The 21,085-nt window shown below is 67.9% G+C and carries 17 protein-coding genes and 6 pseudogenes; 13 read left to right on the forward strand and 10 right to left on the reverse strand.

All coding sequences use genetic code 11. The features are described 5' to 3' along the window. Window positions 1-157: 157 nt before the first annotated feature. The 3 genes and pseudogenes from N0A20_RS17365 to N0A20_RS17375 all read right to left on the reverse strand — a co-directional run bounded on the left by N0A20_RS17365 (window position 158) and on the right by N0A20_RS17375 (window position 1,585). Window positions 158-622, reverse strand: a complete 465-nt coding sequence (locus N0A20_RS17365) for a RidA family protein (protein ID WP_260581588.1) — start codon at window positions 620-622, stop codon at window positions 158-160. Between the two features lie 52 nt (window positions 623-674). Beyond that, window positions 675-1,316, reverse strand: a pseudogene (locus N0A20_RS17370) (HAD family hydrolase). Continuing rightward, window positions 1,313-1,585, reverse strand: coding sequence for a DUF3572 domain-containing protein (locus N0A20_RS17375; RefSeq protein ID WP_260581589.1), 273 nt, complete (start codon window positions 1,583-1,585; stop codon window positions 1,313-1,315). The pseudogene N0A20_RS17370 and the gene N0A20_RS17375 overlap by 4 nt, the downstream one beginning before the upstream one ends. A 101-nt stretch (window positions 1,586-1,686) precedes the next feature. Here N0A20_RS17375 and N0A20_RS17380 point away from each other — a divergent pair, with 101 nt between their 5' ends. Further along, the gene (locus tag N0A20_RS17380) at window positions 1,687-2,049 is read left to right on the forward strand and encodes a response regulator (protein ID WP_260583947.1); all 363 of its coding nucleotides are present in this window, start codon (window positions 1,687-1,689) and stop codon (window positions 2,047-2,049) included. Window positions 2,050-2,432: 383 nt separating this feature from the next. Here N0A20_RS17380 and rpmG read toward each other — a convergent pair whose 3' ends face one another. Continuing rightward, window positions 2,433-2,600, reverse strand: a complete 168-nt coding sequence (gene rpmG, locus N0A20_RS17385; protein WP_056341677.1) for a 50S ribosomal protein L33 — start codon at window positions 2,598-2,600, stop codon at window positions 2,433-2,435. A gap of 219 nt (window positions 2,601-2,819) precedes the next feature. Beyond that, window positions 2,820-3,020 (reverse strand): energy transducer TonB, encoded by a 201-nt coding sequence (locus tag N0A20_RS17390; protein WP_260581590.1) that lies wholly within the window; start codon window positions 3,018-3,020, stop codon window positions 2,820-2,822. Window positions 3,021-3,196: 176 nt separating this feature from the next. Between N0A20_RS17390 and N0A20_RS17395 the strand changes: the two genes are divergently transcribed. Then, on the forward strand, window positions 3,197-3,466 hold the full coding sequence (locus N0A20_RS17395; RefSeq protein ID WP_260581591.1) for a hypothetical protein: 270 nt from the start codon (window positions 3,197-3,199) through the stop codon (window positions 3,464-3,466). Between the two features lie 638 nt (window positions 3,467-4,104). Here N0A20_RS17395 and N0A20_RS17400 read toward each other — a convergent pair. Further along, window positions 4,105-5,415 (reverse strand): glutamate--tRNA ligase, encoded by a 1,311-nt coding sequence (locus N0A20_RS17400; protein WP_260581592.1) that lies wholly within the window; start codon window positions 5,413-5,415, stop codon window positions 4,105-4,107. A 108-nt stretch (window positions 5,416-5,523) separates the two neighbouring features. On the opposite strand from N0A20_RS17400, the gene N0A20_RS17405 reads away from it, so the two are divergent. After that, window positions 5,524-6,699, forward strand: coding sequence for a diguanylate cyclase (locus tag N0A20_RS17405; RefSeq protein WP_260581593.1), 1,176 nt, complete (start codon window positions 5,524-5,526; stop codon window positions 6,697-6,699). A gap of 3 nt (window positions 6,700-6,702) precedes the next feature. Here the strand turns inward: N0A20_RS17405 and N0A20_RS17410 are convergent, their stop codons facing one another. From N0A20_RS17410 to N0A20_RS17420, 3 genes are all read right to left on the reverse strand, one after another. Then, window positions 6,703-8,364, reverse strand: a complete 1,662-nt coding sequence (locus tag N0A20_RS17410; RefSeq protein WP_260581594.1) for an NAD+ synthase — start codon at window positions 8,362-8,364, stop codon at window positions 6,703-6,705. A 460-nt stretch (window positions 8,365-8,824) separates the two neighbouring features. After that, entirely contained in the window at window positions 8,825-9,592 is a 768-nt protein-coding gene (locus N0A20_RS17415; RefSeq protein WP_260581595.1) for a hypothetical protein, read from the reverse strand. Further along, window positions 9,589-9,858 carry a hypothetical protein gene (locus N0A20_RS17420; protein ID WP_260581596.1) on the reverse strand — a complete coding sequence of 90 codons (270 nt, stop codon included), beginning with the start codon at window positions 9,856-9,858 and terminating at the stop codon, window positions 9,589-9,591. The genes N0A20_RS17415 and N0A20_RS17420 overlap by 4 nt, the downstream gene beginning before the upstream one ends. A gap of 647 nt (window positions 9,859-10,505) precedes the next feature. Between N0A20_RS17420 and N0A20_RS17425 the strand changes: the two genes are divergently transcribed. The 9 genes and pseudogenes from N0A20_RS17425 (at window position 10,506) to N0A20_RS20290 (ending at window position 18,861) form a co-directional block, all read left to right on the forward strand. After that, the gene (locus tag N0A20_RS17425; RefSeq protein ID WP_260581597.1) at window positions 10,506-11,441 is read left to right on the forward strand and encodes a ribose-phosphate pyrophosphokinase; all 936 of its coding nucleotides are present in this window, start codon (window positions 10,506-10,508) and stop codon (window positions 11,439-11,441) included. Between the two features lie 148 nt (window positions 11,442-11,589). Further along, window positions 11,590-12,372, forward strand: a complete 783-nt coding sequence (gene hisN, locus N0A20_RS17430; RefSeq protein ID WP_260581598.1) for a histidinol-phosphatase — start codon at window positions 11,590-11,592, stop codon at window positions 12,370-12,372. 139 nt (window positions 12,373-12,511) lie between these two features. Then, window positions 12,512-12,739: a glutathione-dependent formaldehyde-activating protein gene (locus N0A20_RS20840; RefSeq protein WP_260581599.1), complete on the forward strand. Its 228-nt coding sequence runs from the start codon at window positions 12,512-12,514 to the stop codon at window positions 12,737-12,739. 118 nt (window positions 12,740-12,857) lie between these two features. After that, a pseudogene (rpmI, locus tag N0A20_RS17440) lies at window positions 12,858-13,062 on the forward strand (50S ribosomal protein L35). 13 nt (window positions 13,063-13,075) lie between these two features. After that, window positions 13,076-13,442 (forward strand): annotated as a pseudogene (rplT, locus tag N0A20_RS17445) (50S ribosomal protein L20). A gap of 358 nt (window positions 13,443-13,800) precedes the next feature. Continuing rightward, window positions 13,801-14,655, forward strand: a complete 855-nt coding sequence (locus N0A20_RS17450; RefSeq protein WP_260581600.1) for a helix-turn-helix domain-containing protein — start codon at window positions 13,801-13,803, stop codon at window positions 14,653-14,655. 86 nt (window positions 14,656-14,741) lie between these two features. Continuing rightward, window positions 14,742-15,839 (forward strand): phenylalanine--tRNA ligase subunit alpha, encoded by a 1,098-nt coding sequence (pheS, locus tag N0A20_RS17455; protein WP_260581601.1) that lies wholly within the window; start codon window positions 14,742-14,744, stop codon window positions 15,837-15,839. Next, window positions 15,836-18,234: pseudogene (gene pheT, locus N0A20_RS17460) on the forward strand (phenylalanine--tRNA ligase subunit beta). Before pheS ends, pheT begins: the two are co-directional and overlap by 4 nt. Window positions 18,235-18,690: 456 nt before the next feature. After that, window positions 18,691-18,861 carry a hypothetical protein gene (locus N0A20_RS20290; protein WP_312846667.1) on the forward strand — a complete coding sequence of 57 codons (171 nt, stop codon included), beginning with the start codon at window positions 18,691-18,693 and terminating at the stop codon, window positions 18,859-18,861. On the opposite strand, the pseudogene N0A20_RS20295 reads toward N0A20_RS20290, so the two are convergent. Further along, window positions 18,783-19,109 (reverse strand): annotated as a pseudogene (locus tag N0A20_RS20295) (DUF983 domain-containing protein); the annotation flags it as partial. The gene N0A20_RS20290 and the pseudogene N0A20_RS20295 sit on opposite strands and share 79 nt — an antisense overlap. Before the next feature lie 343 nt (window positions 19,110-19,452). Here N0A20_RS20295 and N0A20_RS17470 point away from each other — a divergent pair. Continuing rightward, window positions 19,453-21,080, forward strand: a pseudogene (locus tag N0A20_RS17470) (Na+/H+ antiporter). Window positions 21,081-21,085 lie beyond the last annotated feature (5 nt).

Here is a 21,085-nt window from a genome sequence, read left to right on the forward strand (position 1 = left end):
AGCTTTCTCCGTTCGTCCTGAGGAGGGACTGAGCTCGGCGAAGGCCCGTCTCGAAGGACCGCCGAGCCAGCGTCCTTCGAGACGCCATTTCGACAAGCTCAATGGCTCCTCAGGACAAACGGGGATATTATTGGAAGCCGTTATTGTCACAAGCGTCTCAGGCCGGCTTCACCGCAATGATCGCGTCGGCCTCGACCGCCGCGCCCAAGGGCAGCACCGCGACGCCGACCGCCGCGCGCGCGTGGCGGCCCGCCTCGCCGAACAGCGATTCGAACAGGTCCGACGCGCCGTTGGCGACCTTCGCCTGATCGGTGAAGTCGGGCGCGCTGTTGACGAACACGCCCAGCTTCACGACCTTCTCGACGCGCGACCAGTCGCCGCCGAGCGCATGGCCGATCTGCGCCAGCAGCATCAGCGCACAGCGCCGCGCGGCGTCATAGCCGCTCGCGACATCGACACCGGCGCCGAGGCGGCCGGTGACGACCTTGCCGTCGTCGAACGGCAACTGGCCGCTGACATAGAGCATCCCGCCCTGTTCGACGACCGGCACATAGGCGGCGACCGGCGCGGCGGCCTTGGGCAGTTCGAGGCCGAGTTCGGCGAGCTTGGCGGCGATATCCATATGCGGTTCTTCCTGACATGGCTGGGGCATGGAAAGCGGTTGATGGACCTTTTTAGACGACCACGGGCGCGGGCGCGGGAATATTTTCGGCAAGCCGCGCCAATATCCAGTCCTTCGCCTCGGTCCAGTCATCAATCCTTGCATGGGCATGCTTCGCGGGCGCGATCTTGCCGCGCGATCGCGGGCTCGCCGACCAGATGGAGCCGCCACACGTCGGGCGCTTCCTGCGCCACCGACGTGTGATGCCCGCCGAGGTCGTCGATGAAGACCGCGACCGGGGCTGGCGTTCCTCGATCAGGCGGCGCACCGGCTCGCCCTTGCCGCCGCGGCTGCCGATCACCGGGGCGTGGAAATCGTGGAGCGCGAGCTGGTCGATGCGGCGCTGCTGATGCTCGGGCCCGACATTGGTGAGCACGACGATATCGGCGTGCCGCGCGATCTCGGCCATCGCGGCGAGCGCGCCGGGGATCGGATATTGCCGCGTCATCTCGCTGGTGAAGAAACCGTCGAGCAGCGGCCAGACCTCGGCCGCCTCCAGCGGCGTGCCGCATTCCTTGCGCTTCAGCGCGCCGGCGAAGCTCGCGTCCTCGATGCGGAACAGCACGCCGTGCGCCTCGTCGACCCACTGGGCGAAGGGGACGACCATGTGCATCAGCACCTCGTCGCAGTCGGTGATGACGAGCGGGCGGGTCATGCGTCTATCCTTTCGTCGCCCGACAGGCGATGCGCCGCCGCGGCAATATCTTCGGGCCTGATGTCGAGGCCCACCGCGCAGGCGACAAGGTCGGCCTCGTGCGCGGTCAGGAACGACAGGATCGCGGCCAGCGTCGCCCTTTGCCCCAGCGATTCGCGCAGGGTTTCGGGCGACAGGCCGGTGAGCGCGAGCAGCCGTTCGGCGCGCGGCTCGTCGGTCAGGATCCAGCCCAGCGCGTTCAGCGCCAGCGCTTCGTCGGCATCGTGCAAGGGCGCGTCCTTCCTTCCCGGGCTTCATGGTCGCGGCGATTGTCTCGGCGCGCCGATTCGCCTAAACCGGCCGCGAACGCAAGGTGGGGACGGGAAAAATCATGGGCAAGACCATATTGGTCGTCGAGGATAATGAGCTCAACCTGCGCCTGTTCTGCGACCTGCTTAACGCCCATGGCTACAGCGCGCATCCGGTGCGCGACGGCCGCGACGCGCTGGCGAAGGCGCGCGAGCTGACCCCCGACCTGATCATCATGGACATCCAGTTGCCGCACGTCAGCGGGCTCGACCTGATCGGCCAGATGAAGGCCGACCTGATGCTGCGCGAAGTGCCGATCATGGCGGTCACCGCCTATGCGGGCAAGGGCGACGAGGACCAGATCCGCGCCGCGGGCGCCGAAGCCTATGTGTCGAAGCCGATTTCGGTGATCAAGTTCATCGAGAGCGTCGGGGCGTTCGCCTGACCGGCTAGAGCAGCGTGCGTTAAATATGAACCGTTCGCTCTGAGCTTGTCGAAGGGTCGTTCTTTCTATCAGCGTCGAAGAGAAGGGCCGTGCTTCGACAAGCTCAGCACGAACGGGTTTGGGTAATGATGCAGATTTAACGCACGCCGCTCTAGCCGCTCCCCGGCGAAAGCCGGGGTCCATGAGGAGAAGACTGCGCTCGCCATCTGGACCCCGGCTTTCGCCGGGGAACGGGAAAGTGCGGACGGGCAGCTAGGCACCCACAAAGCCGTCTTTCATCCGCGCACGAAAAAGGGCGGCGCAAAGGCCGCCCTTCTGGATCCCCGCTTTCGCGGGGATGACGTTTTGCCTCACCGTTTCGCGTCGCGAAACGGGTCAAAACGTCACTTGATCTTGGCTTCCTTGAACTCGACATGCTTGCGCACGACGGGGTCATATTTGCGCTGCGCCATCTTGTCGGTCATCGTGCGCGGGTTCTTCTTGGTGACATAGAAGAAGCCGGTGTCGGCGGTGCTCACCAGCTTGATCTTGACGGTCGTCGGCTTGGCCATGGCCCTGTTCCTCGAAATGACTGCACATCCGCCGGAAGGTCCGGCCCATGTGGCGGGACTTCATGCCCCGGCGGTGGGTTTGAAAAACAAGAGGGCCGCGCCATGGCGCCGCCCCCATCAATCCGCGCGCCTCTGACGGGATTCGGCGCTTCTGTCAAGCAAAAGGAACGGACGGCCTTCGCGTGTCAGGGCCGGAAGGCCGCCCGCCCGGGAGAGCGGTCAGCCATTCCTGATCTCGAAGCGCACCGTCATCTCCTTCCAGCTTTCCTCCGGCACGCCGCCGCGCGTCGCGGGCTTGAAGCGCCATTTGGCGAGCGCGCGGCGCTTGGTCGCCTCGAAGAAACCGGGGCTGTCGGTGCTGACCAGTTCGACCTGCTTGACGCGGCCGTCGGTGCCGATCAGCACGCGGACCTTCGCCACGCCCTCGATCCCGCCATGCTGCTCGCGCGGCGGATAATCGGGCTGAAAGCTGCCCAGATAGCGCTGGTCGAGCTGCGCGAGGACCAGTTTGGGGACGGGCGGCGTCTGGACGGGCGGGTCGGCGACCGTGGGTCCGGTTCCGCTGCCCGCGCGGCGGCGTATAGGGCGGCAACGGGTTGAAGACCGGCGGGTCCTGCGCGATCGGCGGCAAGGGTGATTGCGTCACCGTCACCGGCGGGTTCTGCGTCGGCTGCCGCTGCTGGGGCTCGGGATCGGCGGGCGGCTCGGGCACCGTCGGCAACGGGATCGTGTTGACGACCGTCGGGTCGAGCTTGTCCTTGATAACCCCGATCATCGGCGACAGCGCGACCGCGACGACCAGCGCCGTGGGCAGGCCGACCGCCAGCACGGCGGCGAGCGGGCGATGCCCGGCGCCGGGATCGTAGCTGCCGCGAATCAGCAAGGATTCGGCCCCGGCGGGAACCCGGCCGAGCGGTACGGCGCGACGACAGGACGGACGAAATCATCGGTATCAGGGTCATGGCCTCTCTCCTTGCCAGTCCGACCCGAAGCCGCCCGCTCATTGTCCGCGCTATCCGGTCAGGTCGGAACGAAGTAATAATATATCATTACTCCAATTGTCAAGCGCGCGAGTCGGCAAGCGGGCGTATGGCCGTTCGGAGGCGGGGAGTGGACCTCACCGATCCTCCCCGGAACGGGGAGGGGGACCAGCGAAGCTGGTGGAGGGGCACAGGCGGTTTGCCTTGCCGGTGAGGTCGTGTGCTACGGCCGGGTTGTCGGAAAACGACGTTCTTTCGGTCTGGCGCCGCGTAAACCGCCTGCGCCCCTCCACCACCCTTCGGGTGGTCCCCCTCCCCCGTTGGGGGAGGATCGCTTATGACCGCCTCCACCCGATACCCGCCATCGCCGATCGGCGCGGCTAGGCTGTATCGACATTCAGAAGATGGCGAGCCGAAAATGGTGGTTTTCCGCGACCCGGAGCGCAGCGCACTCCATGTGCGTGAGCACCGGAAGCGCGGAAAGCCGCCATTTGCAGGCCGCCAGGGCTGAATGTCGATACAGCCTAGACCGAAAGCCGTTCCACAACCCGATCCCTGGCGATCAGCGGCAGGAGCTCCGCCATGTCGGGACCATGGTCGCGCCCCGTGAGCGCGCGGCGCAGCGGCAGGAACAGCGCACGCCCCTTGGCCCCGGTCGCCTCTTTCACCGCGCTCGTCAGCGCGTGCCACGGGTCGGCGCTCCAGTCGTCGATGCCGGACGCCGCCGCCGCCCCGGCCGCGAGCACCGCGCGATCCTCTTCGGCAGCGGGCGGCGGCGCGAAGGGGCCGTCGAACACCGCCACCCAGTCGGCCGCCTCGGCCACCGTCGTCAGGTTCGGGCGAATCGCCTGCCAGCGCGCGGCGTCGATCGCGGCGGGCAGGCGATCCGCCACCGCGGCGTGATCGAGCTGGTGGACGATCTTCTGGTTGACGAGCGCCAGTTCGGCTTCGTCGAAGCGCGCGGGCGCGCGGCCGAAATGGGCGAAGTCGATCGCCGCGACCAGCGGCGCGGGGTCGGTCACCGGCTCGACCGGGTCGCTGGTGCCGAGCCGCGCGAGCAGCGCGACCAGCGCGGCGGCCTCGATGCCCTGCTCGCGCAGCGCCGCCATGCCGAGCGAGCCGAGCCGCTTCGACAATTTGCCCTCGGTCCCGACGAGCAGCGCCTCATGCGCAAAGGCCGGCGGCGCGGCGCCGAGCGCCGCGAACATCTGGATCTGCGCCGCGGTGTTCGACACATGGTCCTCGCCGCGCACGACATGGCTGATCCCCATGTCGATATCGTCGATCACGCTGGGCAGCAGGTAGAGCCAGCTGCCGTCGGCGCGGCGCACGACCGGGTCGGACATGGATTTTGGATCGAAACTCTGATCTCCACGAACCATATCGGTCCAGACGATCGGCGCGTCATGGTCGAGGCGAAAGCGCCAGTGCGGCGCGACACCGTCGGGCACCGGCGCATCGGCGGGCTTGCGCTCGTAAACCGGGGGCAGCCCGCGCGACAGCAGTATCTTGCGCCGGATGTCGAGTTCCTCGGGCGTTTCGTAGCAGGCGTAGACGCGCCCCGCCGCCTTCAGCGCCTCGAATTCGCGCTCGTACAGTTCGAAACGCGCCGACTGCCGCGCCTCGCCATCGACGTCGAGGCCGAGCCAGGCGAGATCGGCGCGGATGGCGTCGACATATTCCTCCCTCGACCGGTCGCGATCGGTGTCGTCGATGCGCAGCAGGAAACGTCCGCCATGTTTGCGCGCCCACATCCAGTTGTGGAGCGCGGTGCGGACATTGCCGACATGGAGCTGGCCGGTCGGCGAGGGAGCGAAGCGCGTGATGACGGTCATGGCGACGCGCCTATAGCCGCAACGCGCCCCGCATGGCGACCTTCATCTTGGCGGCGCGGCGCGTCGAGGGTTAACGGCTTTTTTCCGCTTTCTTCCTAAACCCGTGCCATGGAGGGCGATGGAGGATGGCTGACGCGGCTGTGGCCGCGCGTTCCGGCGGCGGTCGCCGACGACCTCGCGCTGCTGCGCGTCGCCCGGCTGAAGGTCGTCGTTCCGATCCTCTATGCGACGCTGATCGCCGTGGTGCTGACCGCGATGCTCGCCGCCAACCGCGAGGCGCATTGGGCGATCCGTTACGGCATGCCGCTCGCCGCCGTCGCGATATCCGCGATGCGGATGGCGCATTGGCTGCGCCCTTCGGCGGCCCCGGTGTCGGCGCAGGCGGCGCACCGGCTGGTCGGCCGCCTGTATGCGATCGCCGTGCCGATCGCCGCCTTGTGCGGGACCTGGGCCGCGGTGAGCTGGTGGCTGTCCGAGCCCGGCCAGCGCAGCTATTATCCGATGTTCATGGCGCTCGGGACCTTGACGACCGCCTTCTGCCTGGCCTCGGTGCGCGGCGCGACCCTCGCCGTGCTGGCGGCGGGAATCGCCCCCGTGATCGCGGCGCTGCTGCTCGCCGGCAACCGCATGGACCAGATCGCCGCCGCCATCGTCCTGCTCGCGACCGCCTTTCTGGCGCGCCTGATCCTCGACCAGCACGACCAGCAGGTCGAGATGCTGACCCTGCGCCACCGGTTGCAGCGCCAGGCCATGACCGACCCGCTGACCGGGCTCGCCAACCGGCGCGCGCTGCACAGGGCGGCGGAGGAGCATTTTGCCCTCGGCGGCGCCGGACCGGCGCTGATCCTGCTCGATCTCGATGGTTTCAAGCCGGTCAACGACCGCCACGGCCATGCCGCGGGCGACGCGCTGCTGATCGCGATCGGCGGCCGCCTGCGCGCGCACGCCGGCGAGAGCGCGACCGTCGCGCGCATCGGCGGCGACGAATTCGCGATATTGCTCCCCGCTTGCGACGCCGAGTCGCTCGCCATGCGCGCCAGCGCGATGCTCGCGGCGCTCGCCGCGCCCTTCCCGATCGACGGCCGGCCGATCCGCATCGGCGCCACCGCCGGCCTTGCGCGGGCGCCCGACGACGGCGGCGCCCTGCTCGAGCTGCTGCGCAGCGCCGACGCCGCGCTTTATGCCGCCAAGCCGCGGCGCGACGCGAGCGAGGCCGTCGCGGTCAGCGCGCTGCCGTCCGCCGCCGCCGCGCGGCCGCGGCGATCGAGGGCGATGCGCCGATAGCGCTCAGGCGGTGCGAAACCCGTGGGTGATCGGATAGCGGCGGTCGCGCCCGAAATTGCGCGTCGACAGCTTGACCCCCGGCGGCGCCTGGCGGCGCTTGTACTCGGCGATCGACAGCAGCCGCTCGATCCGCGCCACGGCGTCGCGGTCGAAACCGTAGCGCGCCACGACATCGTCGACGCTCGCCTCTTCCTCGACGAGCATGTGGAGCATCCGGTCGAGATCGGCATAGGGCGGCAGGCTGTCCTCGTCCTTCTGGTCGGGGCGCAGCTCGGCGCTCGGCGGCTTGGTGATGATCCGCTCGGGCATCACCGGGGTCACCGGGTTGCGCGACAGCCGCGGCACATGCGCGTTGCGCCACTTCGCCACCGCGAACACCGTGGTCTTGTAGGCGTCCTTCAGCGGGTTGTAGCCGCCCGCCATGTCGCCATAAATGGTCGCATAACCGACGCTCATCTCGCTCTTGTTGCCCGTGGTCATCAGCATCGGGCCGAATTTGTTGCTCAGCGCCATCAGCGTGACCCCGCGGATGCGCGACTGGACATTTTCCTCGGTGGTGTCGACCGTCCGGTCGGCGAAACTGTCCGCCAGCATCGCATCGAACGCCTCGACCGCCGGGACGATAGGGATCGTATCGAGACGGCAGCCGATCATGCCGGCGCAGCCCCTCGCATCGTCGAGGCTGTCCCGGCTCGTGAAGCGGCTGGGCAGCATCACGCACCACACTTTGTCCGCACCCAGCGCGTCGGCGGCGATCGCCGCGCAGATCGCCGAATCGATCCCGCCCGACAGGCCGAGCACGACGCCGGGGAAGCGGTTGCGTTCCACATAGTCGCGCAAGCTGACGATCATCGCGCTGTAGATGTCGGCGGGATGCGCCTCCCACGCGGCGATCGCGCCCGCGTCGCAGGTCCAGCCGCCATCGCCCTTGGCCCAATGCGTGACGCGTTCCTCGGCCTCCCAGTCGGTCAGCCGGTGCGCCGTGGTCCCGTCGCCGTTGAGCACGAACGAGCAGCCGTCGAAGACCAGCTCGTCCTGCCCGCCGATGCGGTTGAGGAAGACCAGCGGCAGGCCCGTTTCGGCGACGCGCCCCGCGAAGACCTGGGAGAGCCGCCGGTCGTCCTTGTCGATCTCATAGGGGCTGCCGTTGACCGAGATCAGCAGCTCGGCGCCCCGGCCCGCGAGATGCGCGCACACCGCGGGGAACCAGCCGTCCTCGCAGATCGGCAGACCGAGCCTGATCCCGCGCCATTCGACCACGTCGGGGAGCGGGCCGGGAACGAAGACGCGCTTTTCGTCGAAGGTGCCGTAATTGGGAAGCTCGTGCTTCCTTCGCGTCGCGACGATGCGCCCGCCGTCGAGCAGCGCGACGATATTGTAGAGCTTGCCCCCGGCATCGCGCTCGACCGACCCGACGAGCATCGCCGGGCCGCCATCGGCGGTCTCGGCGGCGAGTTCGGCAAGCAGCATCGCGGCCCGCTCGGCCAGTGCGGGCTTGAGCACCAGATCCTCGGGCGGATAGCCGATCAGCTGCAGCTCGGGATAGAGGATCAGGTCGGCGTCGGCGTGGCGCGCCCGCACGCCGCGCATCGCCTCGGCATTGGCGGCAAGGTCGCCGACCGCCTGGGTCATCTGCGACAGGACGATGGTAAGCTGCTGGGTCATGTCCAGCGGTTTAGGCCCAACCGGCGCGATTTCAACCGGGCACCCGCGGCAAGGCGGCTTCGGGGCAGATAGCGGACCTTGCCGATCCTCCCCGGCACGGGGAGGGGGACCAGCGAAGCTGGTGGAGGGGTACAGGCGGTTTGCCTTGCGAGTGAGGGCGTGCCGTGCGGCGGCATCGGGCTGGAAGGTGGATGGGGGATTCTGTCACGCCCTCCCCTTCAGGGGAGGGCAGCGAGACTTGGCAGCTTGCTGCCTAGTCGCAGCGGGTGGGGTCCATCGGCCTCGCGCAAGGCCGATGGACCCCACCCCAACCCCTCCCCTGAAGGGGAGGGGCTTTATGACCGCTCCCGTCCGTTTCCAGACCTCCGTTTCGCGCATAACCGGCCGCATCAGCCGGCGCGGGTATAGGTCGCATTTTCCGCTTTCCTAAAAAACACCCATATGGTTCATTCTGTTCGTTTCAGCCAACCACAGGAGCGACTCGATGGAAAACCAGACCCCAAACCCCGCCGACATCCCCGCACCCGGCAGCTACCACTGGACCCCGGCGCTCCAGCGCAGCTTCCTCGAACATCTCGCCGACAGCGGATCGGTCAAGATCGCCGCCATGCATGTGAAGATGACCTCCTCCGCCGCCTATCAGCTGCGCCAGCGGGCAGAGGGCGCGGCCTTCCGCATCGGCTGGGGCGCCGCGATCCTCATCGCGCGCCAACGCCTCGCCGACGAACTGCTCGACCGCGCGATCTGGGGCTATCAGGAAAGCAGCACGATCATGCGCGAGGACGACCGCAGCTTCGTCCGCCGCCAGCGCGTGGACTCGCGCCTCGGCCTCGCGATGCTCGCGCGGCTCGACCGCATGGTCGAGACCCGCGCGAGGGCGGGCGAGGAGATGCTGGCCCAGATCGTCGCCGGCGACTGGGCGGGTTTCCTGACGCTGTTCGACGCCGCCGAGGCCGCGCGCACCGCCGCGAAGGACGCGACCGGCGAAGCCGCGTCCGAGGCCGCGTCCGAAGAGACCCCCGAAAGCGGCATGGGCGCCGCCCTCGCGCTCTGGCTCGCGGGCCGCGACAACCGGACCAACCCCATCGCCGCGCTGTGGCGCGGCAGTGCGATCGCGAATGAAGTTGCGCAGTTTTCCGGGACTTTCGACACCGGCTTCGACGGGGAGCCCGAGGCCGAACCGACCCCCGAGGAGGAGGCCGAGGCGATGACCGTGTGGCATCATCATGAAACCGGCGAACTGCGCACCAATTTCCCGCCGCCCATGCCGGCTTCATCGGCATCGAGGAAGGCCGGTTCGGCGACGAGGATTACGAACGCACCCTCGAACCCGAGGAGGAGGAAGCCTTCGAGGCCGCCATCGCCGAGGCCTGCGCCCCCTTGCGCAAGGCCGGCGAAGCCGCCCGCCGCGCCTTCTTCGGACTCCCCACCCCCGCGAACGACCGCGAGGGTGAAGAAGAGAAGAATATCTCGCACAAAGGCACAAAGGCACAAAGGGAAGCCAACCCGCGCCGTCAGGCGCCATGATCACTCCGGAAAAGGCCGCACCGCATCAGGAGGAAAGCGCTTCGCGCGGGCCCCGCGCTTCCCTCTTCGTGCCTTTGTGCCTTCGTGCGAGAAAAATCAGAACCGCCCGCGCCGCCAACACGCGCGGCCAATGGAGAAGGCGATCATGTCCTTCAAACCCGAGCGGCCTGTCGGGATTGGGATGGGAAGCGGACGTTGCCGATCCTCCCCGGCACGGGGAGGGGGACCAGCGAAGCTGGTGGAGGGGCACAGGCGGCTTGCCTTGACGGAGAGGTGGTGCGCTACGGCGACGTTGCCGGAAAGGAAGAACTTGCCGGTCCGGCGCCACGCAAACCTCCCGTGCCCCTCCACCACCCTTCGGGTGGTCCCCCTCCCCCTTGGGGGAGGATCGGCTCGTCCGCTCCCCATATCGCCATCCGCGTCCCCGCGCCTCCCTCTTCGCGTCTTCGCGTGAACCAGATCAGACCCGCCCGCGCCGCCAACACGCCCGCCAATGGAGAAGCCATGCCTGCAATCGCCCGACCGCCGCCGCCCGATGGCTTTACCTCTTCCCCTCCGCGCCCGCGCTGGCTAAGGGGCGCGCATCATCCCCGCGCGAAAGGGCGTCGCACCCCATGAAACTGATCTCCGGCAACAGCAACCTGCCGCTGGCCCGCGCCATCGCCGATTATCTGGAGCTGCCGCTGACCGACACCAGCGTCCGCCGCTTCGCCGACGAGGAGGTGTTCGTCGAAATCCACGAGAATGTCCGCGGCCAGGATGTGTTCGTCGTCCAGCCGACCAATTTCCCGGCGAACGACAATCTGATGGAGCTGCTGATCATCACCGACGCGCTCCGCCGCGCCTCGGCGAAGCGGATCACCGCGGTCGTCCCCTATTTCGGCTATGCCCGGCAGGACCGCAAGCCCGGCCCGCGCACCCCGATCTCGGCGAAGCTCGTCGCCAACCTCATCACCACCTCGGGCGCCGACCGCGTGCTCGCGATCGACCTGCACGCCGGGCAGATCCAGGGCTTCTTCGATATCCCGACCGACAATCTCTACGCCGCGCCGGTGATGAGCGCCGACATCCAGGCGCGCTTCGCGGACAGGAATCTGATGGTCGTGTCGCCCGACGTCGGCGGCGTGGTGCGCGCCCGCGCGCTCGCCAAGCGGCTCGACAACGCCCCGCTGGCGATCGTCGACAAGCGCCGCGAACGCGCCGGCGAGTCCGAAGTGATGAACATCATCGGCGACGTCGCCGGGCGCTTCTGCATCCTGATCGACGATATCGTCGATTCGGCGGGCACGCTCTGCAACGCCGCCGCCGCGCTGAAGGCCGCGGGGGCCGAAGGCGTCGTCGCCTATTGCACCCACGGCGTGCTGTCCGGCGGCGCGGTCGCGCGCGTCGAGGCGAGCGAGCTCACCGAACTGGTGATCACCGATTCGATCCAGCCGACCGACGCGGTCAACGACAGCGCCAAGGTCCGCGCGCTGACCGTCGCGCCGCTGCTCGGCGAGGCGATCAAGCGCATCGCCGACGAAACCAGCGTGTCGTCGCTGTTCGATTGAGGTAGCAGATCGTGGCGCCGACTCCAGAAAACACTGTTCCCCCGCGAAGGCGGGGGCCCATCTCCGGTGGGTGCAAGATGAAACCGGCAGACGATGGGTCCCCGCCTTCGCGGGGACGCACAGCCTAGTGCTCGGCTCGGGAAATTAAATGAGCCTCGAATCCGATCTCGCCCTTGCCCACCGCCTCGCCGATGCCGCCGGCGCCGCGATCCGGCCGCTGTTCCGCGCCGCATACGGCCACGAAGCCAAGGCCGATGCCTCGCCGGTGACCGAGGCCGACCGCGCCGCCGAAGCCGCGATGCGCCGCCTGCTGGGTGCCGAGGCGCCGCGCGACGGCATCATCGGCGAGGAATATGGCAGCGAACGGCCGGAAGCATCGCGCCAATGGGTGCTCGACCCGATCGACGGCACGGTCAGCTTCATGGCGGGCCGCCCGATCTTCGGCACCCTGATCGCGCTGCTCCAGGACGGCTGGCCCTTGATCGGCATCATCGACCAGCCGGTCGCCGGCGAACGCTGGGTCGGCGCGGCGGGACAGCCGACCCTGTTCAACGGCCGCCCGGCGGCGACCCGGACCTGCCGCAGCCTGTCCGACGCGGTGCTCGCGACGACCGGCCCGCAATATTTCAGCGACCATGACGGCGGGCATTTCATGGCGCTCGCCGCGCAGACGTCGCACAAGCGCATGGTCTTCGGCGGCGACTGCTATAATTACGGGCTGCTCAGCAGCGGCCATATCGACCTGGTGGTCGAGGCGGGGCTGAAGCTTCACGATTTCGCGGCGCTCGTTCCGGTCGTCGAAGGCGCGGGCGGGACGATGAGCGACTGGAACGGCGATCCGCTCAACGCCGACAGCGACGGCCATGTGATCGCCCTGGGCGACCCCGCGCGGCTCGAGGATGTGATAGAAGGGCTTGCCTGCCACCACTGACGAAGGGAGCATGTCATGGCGTTCGAGGGTAGCTGCCATTGCGGCGCGGTGACCTACACGGTCGAAGGCGACATTCCGGCGACGGCGATGAGCTGCAACTGCTCGCATTGCCGAGCGCAAGGGGTTCCTGCTCGCCTTCGTGCCGATCGACCGGTTCCGGCTGACCGGCGGCGCCGACAAGCTCAAATCCTATCAATTCCACAAGCACAATATCGACCATCAATTCTGCACCGGCTGCGGCTGCCAGGGCTTTGCGGTCGGCACCGGCCCCGGCGGCGCGAAGATGGCGGCGGTCAACCTGCGCTGCGTCCCCGCCGCCGATCTCGACGCGCTGACGATCCAGAAGGTCGATGGGGCAAGTTTCTGATGCACCGAATCGCTTGCTTTTCGGCGCCCGCGCCGCTAAGCGCGCCGCTTCCGATTGTACCGGCTGGCTGAAAGGGCTGCCAGGCCGGTACCAAAGCGGACTTCAAAAGGAGACCAAAATGCCCAAGCTGAAGACCAAGAGCGGTGTGAAGAAACGCTTCAAATTCACCGCCTCGGGCAAGGTGAAGCACGGCGTCGCTCAGCAAGCGCCACCGCCTGATTTCGCATAATGCCAAATATATCCGCACCAACCGCGGCACCAGCGTGCTCAGCGATTCGGACGCGGCCCATGTGCGCCTCTGGGCGCCCTACGGCCTGAAGTAAGGAGCGCGGACCCATGTCACGCATCAAACGCGGCGTCACCACGCGCGCCAAGCACAAGCGCGTATTGGAACAGGCGAAGGGCTTTTACGGCCGTCGCAAGAACACCATCCGCATCGCCAAGCAGGCGGTCGAAAAGGCCTAGCCAGTACGCCTATCGCGACCGCAAGGTGAAGAAGCGGAGCTTCCGCGCCCTGTGGATCCAGCGCATCAACGCCGCGGTCCGCGCCGAAGGCCTGACCTATTCGCAGTTCATGCACGGCGTGAAGCTGGCCGGGATCGACCTCGACCGCAAGGTCATGGCCGACCTCGCGATGAACGAAGGCGGCGTCTTCTCGGCTGTCATCGCGCAGGCGAAGGCGGCGCTTCCCGAAGCGGCCTAAAGCTCCGGGGCATAGTGCTGAACAACCAAAAGGGCGGTCCCGCCAGGGGCCGCCCTTTTCGTGTCCGCCAACCAGAAACGGCGCGAAGGCAAGGCCTTCGCGCCGTTTCGACGATGATCGTAAACGACGCATCGCCCCCTCCCTCCGTACCGAATAGCCGTGGGTCGCAGAAAGCCGCTGCAGCCGGTGGAAGATGTTCCCTGACGCGACATATGCGGTCGTCTGCACGATAAAAATTGTAAAAACCCGACAGTTGAATCGCTTAGGCTGTTGTTTTTTTACGTTCCATTCCCCATGGACGTGGCGTCATGACAGACCAGATCCAGATTCCGGGGACGGACGCCGCAGCGTGCGGGTCATGACGCGTTTCTTTCCGGTTTCGGAAGCGCTGCGCGCCTATGCGAGCATCATCTACCTGACCGAGGTCGCGGCACCGCCCGGCGTTCGCATCGACGATTATCTGCACCCCGAATGGGCGAATATGCGCTTCGTCGAGGGCGATGCGATGCATGTGGCGATCGGTGGCAATACGCCGGAACCGGCGCCGCCCTTCATTGCCACCGGACCGACGAGCAAGGCGGGCTATTTTTCGGCAGGCAATATGCGCGCCTGGGGTATCGGTATCCTCCCGATGGGCTGGGCAAAATTCTTTGCGCTCCCCGCCGAGGATATGGCCGACCGTTTTGTCGACGGGGCGAAGCATCCTGCCTTTGCCGCGCTCGCCCCGCTGGTCGAAAAACTGCGGCGGACGAATGATATCGAAGCGGCGGCGCGGGCGATCGATGACCATTTCGCGGCGCTGCTCGACGGCGCGCCGCGCGACGACCCCACAATCCTGGCGGCGCACAGCGCGCTCGTCGACGCCGACCTCGCCAGCGTCGCCGACCTCGCCGAAAAGCTCGGCCTGTCCGAACGCTCGGTCGAGCGGCTGTGCCGCCGCGCCTTCGGCTTCCCGCCCAAATTGCTGCTGCGCCGCCAGCGTTTCCTGCGCAGCCTCGCACGCTTCATGCTCGACCCGTCGACGGCTTGGATCGATACGCTCGACTATCAATATTATGATCAGGCGCAGTTCACCCGCGACTTCCAGCGCTTCATGGGCATGAGTCCGCGCGCCTATGCCGCGCGGCCCAAGCCGATCCTCGGCGCCGCGGCCTTCGCCCGCGCTGCGGCCGCCGACGCCGCGGTGCAGGGGCTGCACCGGCCCGCAAATTAGGCCAGCGGGCTTGACCCCCGTACCCCGTTCGGTGCAAGCGGCGCCGCGATAAAGCGCGGCATTTCGCCGCCGCAGGAAGACCGACAATGAGCGATTATCAGGCCATGCAGGCCGAACTGACCGGCGCGATCGCCGCCGCGACCGATCTCGACGCGCTGGAAGCGCTGCGCGTCGCCGCGCTCGGCAAGGCGGGCAGCGTCACCGGCCTTCTGAAGACGCTGGGCAGCCTGACGCCGGAGGAACGCCAGACGGTCGGCCCGCAGATCCACGCGCTGCGCGAGGGCGTCACCGCGGCGCTGGCGGAGCGCAAGGCCGCGCTGGAGGGTGCCGCGCTCGAGGTGAAGCTCGCGGGCGAACGGCTCGACATGACCCTCCCCGCCGCCGCCGCCCCGCGCGGCAGCGTGCATCCGGTCAGCCAGGTGATGGACGAGCTCGCCGAAATCTTCGCCGACATGGGCTTCGCGGTCGCGACGGGTCCCGAGATCGAGGACGACTGGCACAATTTCACCGCGCTTAACATTCCCGAGACGCATCCGGCGCGGGCGATGCACGATACTTTCTATTTTCCGGAAAGTTCCGAAAGTGCCGCGCAACGCATGTTGCTGCGCACGCATACGTCGCCGGTGCAGATCCGCACGATGATGAGCGAGGGGCCTCCGATCCGGATCATCGCCCCGGGGCGGGTGTATCGCAGCGACAGCGATGCGACGCACACCCCGATGTTCCACCAGGTCGAGGGGCTGGTCATCGACCGCGGCATCCATATGGGGCACCTCAAATGGACGCTCGAGACGTTCCTCAAGGCCTATTTCGAAACCGACGACATCGTGCTGCGGCTGCGGCCCTCCTATTTCCCCTTCACCGAGCCCTCGGCGGAGGTCGATGTCGGCTACAAGCATGAAAAGGGACGCAGAATCGTCGGCGGCCATGGCGACGACGCGGGGCATAGCTGGATGGAACTGCTCGGCAGCGGCATGGTCAACCGCCGCGTGATCGCGAATTGCGGGCTCGATCCCGACGTGTGGCAGGGCTTCGCCTTCGGGGTCGGGGTCGACCGGCTGGCGATGCTCAAATATGGCATGGACGATCTGCGCGCCTTCTTCGACGGCGACCTCAGGTGGCTGGCGCATTACGGGTTCGGCGCGCTGTCGGTCCCGACGCTGAGCGGGGGGATTTCGGCATGAAGATCACCCTCGACTGGCTCCGCGAGCATATCGAAGGCGACTATAGCGTCGCCGATGTTGTCGCGACGCTCAACCGCATCGGTCACGAGGTCGAAGGCGTCGAGAATCCGGCCGAGAAGCTCGCGGGTTTCCGTATCGCGCGCGTGCTGACCGCGGAGAAACATCCGCAGGCCGACAAGTTGCAGGTGCTGACCGTCGAGGCCGGCCCGGACATCAACAGCCGGCGCGCCGCTGACCGTCGTGTGCGGCGCCCCCAATGCGCGCGCCGGCCTGGTCGGCGTGCTCGGCCTGCCCGGCGCGGTGGTGCCCGCGAACGGCATGGAGCTGAAGGTCGCGGCAGTGCGCGGGGTCGAGTCGAACGGCATGATGTGCTCGACGCGCGAGCTCGAACTCGGCGACGATCATGACGGCATCATCGAATTGCCCGGCGACGCGCCCGTCGGCACCCCCTTCGCCGATTATGCGGGCGCGAACGATCCGGTGGTCGATATCTCGATCACCCCGAACCGGCAGGATTGCATGGGCGTGCGCGGCATCGCGCGCGACCTCGCCGCCGCGGGGCTCGGCACGCTCAAGCCGCTCGCCGTTCCCGCGATCGACGGGCAGGGGCCGATGGCGACCGAAATCCGCACCGACGATATCGAAGCCTGCCCCGCCTTCTATGGCCGCACCATCGCGGGGGTCGACAACCGCGTCGCCACGCCCGAATGGATGCGCCGCCGTCTCGAAGCGATCGGCCAGCGCTCGATCTCGGCACTCGTCGATATCAGCAACTATGTCATGTTCGACCTCGGCCGCCCGAGCCATATCTATGACCGCGCGAAGCTGACCGGCGCGCTCGCCGCGCGGCGCGCGAAGCAGGGCGAGACGGTCACCGCGCTCAACGGCAAGGCGTATAGCCTCACCGACAGCATGACGGTGATCGCCGACGACGCGGGCGTCCACGACATCGCGGGCATCATGGGCGGCGAGCATAGCGGATGCAGCGAGACGACGACCGACGTGCTCGTCGAAATCGCCTATTTCACCCCCGAGCGGATCGCGCTGACCGGGCAGGCGCTGGCGCTGACCAGCGACGCGCGCAGCCGTTTCGAGCGGGGGGTCGATCCGGCGTTCCTGGACGACGCGACGGCGATCGTGACGCGGCTGATCCTCGACATCTGCGGCGGCACCCCGTCGGCGATGACCCGCGCGGGCACCCCGCCGACCGAAACGAGGACGGTCGATTACGACCCGGCGCTGTCGGCGACGCTCGGCGGGATCGCGATACCGGCCGAGCGGCAGAAGGTTATTCTGGAGTCGCTGGGTTTCGGGGTGACCGAGGGCAGCCCCTGGCGCATCGCGGTGCCGAGCTGGCGCCGCGATGTCGACGCCGCGCCCGACATCGTCGAGGAGGTGACGCGCATCACCGGTTTCGACGCGGTCGAATCGGTGGCGCTGCCGCGGAGCGACGGGGTCGCCAAGCCGACCGTGACCCCCGAACAACTGCTCGAGCGCGCGGCTGCGCCGAGCCGCGGCGGCGGCGGGCTATCACGAGGCGGTGACGTGGAGCTTCGTTTCCGACCGCGAGGCCGCGCCCTTCGGCGGCGGCGCGTGGAGCCTCGCCAATCCGATCAGCGAGGATTTGAAGGTCATGCGCCCGTCGCTGCTGCCCGGGTTGCTCGCCGCGGCGGCGCGCAACCAGAATCGCGGCGCCGACAGCATCCGCCTGTTCGAGATCGGGCGCCGCTACCTGACCGACGCCGAGCACCCGACCCTGTGCCTCGTGATGGCGGGCGACAAGACGCCGCGCGGCTGGCAAGCGGGCAAGGCGCAGCCCTTCGACGCGTTCGACGCCAAGGCCGCGGCGCTGGCTTTGCTCGATGCTGCGGGCGCGCCAGCCGACCGGTTGCAGGTGATGGAACCGGTTGCCGAGGCGGGCATCTGGCACCCCGGACAGGCGGCGACGCTGCGGCTCGGCCCCAAGGCGGTACTCGCCGAGTTCGGCGCGCTGCACCCGTCGCTGGCGCGTCATTATGACGTCGACGGCGCGGTGATGGCGGTGCAGATATTCCTCGATGCGATCCCCGCGAAGCGCGCGAGCGGCCCGGCGCGCAGCGCCTTCACCCCGCCCGCGCTGCAACCGGTGCGCCGCGACTTCGCCTTCCTCGCGCCCGAAACGCTGGCGGCCGCCGACCTAGTCCGCGCGGTAAAGGGCGCCGACAAGGCGATCATCACCGACGCGCGCCTGTTCGACCGCTTCGCGGGGCAGGGCGTGCCCGAGGGGCAGGTGAGCCTGGCGGTCGAAGTCATGCTGCAACCGGCGGAGAAGAGCTTTGCCGAGGCCGAGCTGAAGGCGATCGCCGACAAGGTGGTGGCCGCCGCGGCGAGGGTCGGGGCGGTATTGCGGGGGTAGGTGTCGCTGTCAGGCGATCCGGTTCTACCGGCGACGCGGACGGAGAATGGCCGCGCCGGGGCAGGAATCGTTTTTGATTGGCGATCATATTCTTTGCAAACCCAAGCGGCCTGTCGGTTTCGGGGTGGGGAGCGGCCATAAAGCCCCTCCCCTTCAGGGGAGGGGTTGGGGTGGGGGCTTGCGAGATAGCGCAAGGCCGCGAAACCCCACCCGCTGCGACTAACGAACAAGTTCGTAAGTCTCGCTGCCCTCCCCTGAAGGGGAGGGCCTGATCTATTCCAACGTCCGCAACCGTCCGGGCCGAAAGCCGGAGATCGCTTCGCCGCCGCACACCTCGCAACAATGCCAAAGGGTCGAACCGGCGTCACCATGCGCCAGAGCCTGTTCCCAGGACAGATTCTAGGCCGAGCCGTACGGCGGCCGTTCCTTTTCGAAGCCGTGCATGCCGAACCACCATTGGACCGCGATGATCGCTCCCTTGGCCGCAGCTGGAGCAGGGCGATCATCAGGCCGATCATCATCGGCAGGATGATGGCGGCGGCGGCGGCGGTCGAAAGCCGGGCGTCCTTGATCAGCGCGATGATGACCGGCGCCATGATATGGCCGGTCAGCAGGATCGACACATAGGCCGGAAAATCGTCGGCCTGCTGGTGCGTCCAGTCCTGCGCGCAGGACGGGCAATGCGCCACCGGTTTCAGATAGCGCCGGAACAGCTTTGCCTCGCCGCATCGCGGGCAACGGCCGCGCGCGCCGCGGAACATCGCCTCCCACGCGCTGGCGGGGAGGGCGACGGGCGAAGGAGATTCGGGGACGAAGCCGTCAACCGGCGTCGCTGCCGACTCCGATGCCACCGCGCCTGTCATGCCATCCTGCATGGATGCGCCTTAGCGGCGCAGCCTGGCGGAGGGAAGCAAAGCCTTGGGCAGATATCAGGTCGGTTCGGATTTCGGGCACGCCGCTCTCGCGCGTGCTGCCAAATCTCCCCTCCCGCAGGCGGGAGGGGTCGAGGGTGGGCAGCGAAGCCACAGGCTCGCTTCCGAACGGTCGGCCTTGCCCACCCCGCTGCGACTAACGAGCAAGCTCGTAAGTCTCGCTGCCCCTCCCGCCTGCGGGAGGGGCCATCGACGCGCTTCACCCACGGTGGCGGGTTGACCTGGACGGTCAAGGTCCTTCAAGGGGACATCTCGCCCGCTCCGCTCCTTCATCCGGATACGCGCCTTGGAAAGCATCACCATCATCCTGCTGCTGCTGCTCGCGGTCATCGTGAGCGGCATCGTGTCGCGGGTGATTCCGCTGCCGTTGCCGCGCCCGCTGTTCCAGATCGCGCTGGGCGCGGCGATCGGTCTGGTCGCCGACTGGCGCGTGACGCTCGACCCCGAAATCTTCTTTCTGCTGTTCCTGCCGCCGCTGCTCTTCCTCGACGGCTGGCGCATCCCGCGCGAGGAATTGTTCAAGGACGGCAAGACCGTGCTCGAGCTCGCGCTCGGGCTGGTCGTCTTCACCGTCGTCGGCATGGGTTTGTTCATCCACTGGATGATCCCGTCGATGCCGCTTGCCATCGCCTTCGCGCTCGCCGCGGTGGTGTCGCCGACCGATCCGATTGCGGTGTCGGCGATCGCGCAGCGCGTGCCGATCCCGAAGCGGATGATGCACATTCTGGAGGGCGAATCGCTGCTCAACGACGCGTCGGGCCTCGTCTGCCTGCGCTTCGCGATCGCGGCGGCGCTCACCGGCACCTTCTCGATTCAGGACGCCGCGCTCAACTTCCTGTGGGTCGCGCTGGGCGGCATCGCGGTCGGCGTCGGCGTGACCTGGGCGGTGTCGCGCGCCAAAAGCTGGGTTTCGCGCCATTATGGCGAGGATGGCGGGGCGCAGATCCTGATCAGCCTGCTCATCCCCTTCGGCTCCTATCTCGCCGCCGAACATCTCCATTGTTCGGGCATCCTGGCCGCGGTCGCCGCCGGGCTGACGATGGGGTTCGTGGAGACCACCGGCGACATCGCCGGGGCGACCCGGATCCGGCGCAATACGGTGTGGGACACGATCCAGTTCGCCGCCAACGGCATCATCTTCGTCCTGCTGGGAGAGCAGCTTCCCGCGATCCTCTCAGGCGCCGCCGAAACGGTGCGGCTGACGGGCCATCACGAGCCCTGGTGGCTCGGCATCTATATCCTGGCCATCAGCTTGGGCCTCGCGGCACTGCGCTTCCTCTGGGTATGGGTGTCGTTCCGCCTCACCCTGTTCCGGGCCGGCGACTGGCGGACGACGCCGAACTGGCGGATCGTGGGAGCGATGTCCTTGCCGGCGTGCGCGGCGCGATCACGCTCGCCGGCGTGCTGACGCTGCCGCTCGCCATGACCGACGGCAGCGCCTTTCCGGCGCGCGATCTCGCCATCTTCCTCGCCATGGGCGTGATCATCCTGTCGCTCATCGCGGCAAGCCTCGGCCTTCCGCTGCTGCTGCGCGGACTCGAGATGCCGCCCGAACCCTCCTACCTTGCCGAAGAGGACAAGGCCCGCGTGGCCGCCGCCGAGGCGGCGATCGCCGCGATCGAGCGCGACGGGCACGGCATGGCCGAAGGCAAGGCCGACGCCGACCTTTATGTCACCGCGGCGGCGCGGATCATGGACCTCTACCGGCAACGGATCGAGAGCCGCGAGGGCGGCGTGGAAGCCCGCGCGGCGACCGCGAGGATCGAGCGCATCGAACGCGACCTTCGGCTGGCCGCGCTCAAGGCTGAACGCGATGCGATATTCGGCATGGCGCGCAGCGGGACGCTGGGGAGCGAAGCGGCGCGCAAGCTGGTGCGCGAGATCGACCTGATGGAGGCGCGCTATACCGGGTGAGACCC

It is taken from the genome of Sphingopyxis sp. PET50, assembly GCF_025244705.1.
In the GTDB taxonomy this organism is placed as follows: domain Bacteria; phylum Pseudomonadota; class Alphaproteobacteria; order Sphingomonadales; family Sphingomonadaceae; genus Sphingopyxis.

Coding starts and splice junctions, on each gene's coding strand:
- rpmG (WP_056341677.1), bottom strand. CDS start 2,600: ATGGCCAAGCCGACGACCGTCAAGATCAAGCTGGTGAGCACCGCCGAC.
- N0A20_RS17425 (WP_260581597.1), top strand. CDS start 10,506: ATGAAACTGATCTCCGGCAACAGCAACCTGCCGCTGGCCCGCGCCATC.
- N0A20_RS17400 (WP_260581592.1), bottom strand. CDS start 5,415: ATGACCGTCATCACGCGCTTCGCTCCCTCGCCGACCGGCCAGCTCCAT.
- N0A20_RS17450 (WP_260581600.1), top strand. CDS start 13,801: ATGACGCGTTTCTTTCCGGTTTCGGAAGCGCTGCGCGCCTATGCGAGC.
- N0A20_RS17415 (WP_260581595.1), bottom strand. CDS start 9,592: ATGATGATGCCACACGGTCATCGCCTCGGCCTCCTCCTCGGGGGTCGG.
- N0A20_RS17405 (WP_260581593.1), top strand. CDS start 5,524: ATGGAGGGCGATGGAGGATGGCTGACGCGGCTGTGGCCGCGCGTTCCG.
- N0A20_RS17410 (WP_260581594.1), bottom strand. CDS start 8,364: ATGACCCAGCAGCTTACCATCGTCCTGTCGCAGATGACCCAGGCGGTC.
- pheS (WP_260581601.1), top strand. CDS start 14,742: ATGAGCGATTATCAGGCCATGCAGGCCGAACTGACCGGCGCGATCGCC.
- N0A20_RS17365 (WP_260581588.1), bottom strand. CDS start 622: ATGGATATCGCCGCCAAGCTCGCCGAACTCGGCCTCGAACTGCCCAAG.
- N0A20_RS17380 (WP_260583947.1), top strand. CDS start 1,687: ATGGGCAAGACCATATTGGTCGTCGAGGATAATGAGCTCAACCTGCGC.
- hisN (WP_260581598.1), top strand. CDS start 11,590: ATGAGCCTCGAATCCGATCTCGCCCTTGCCCACCGCCTCGCCGATGCC.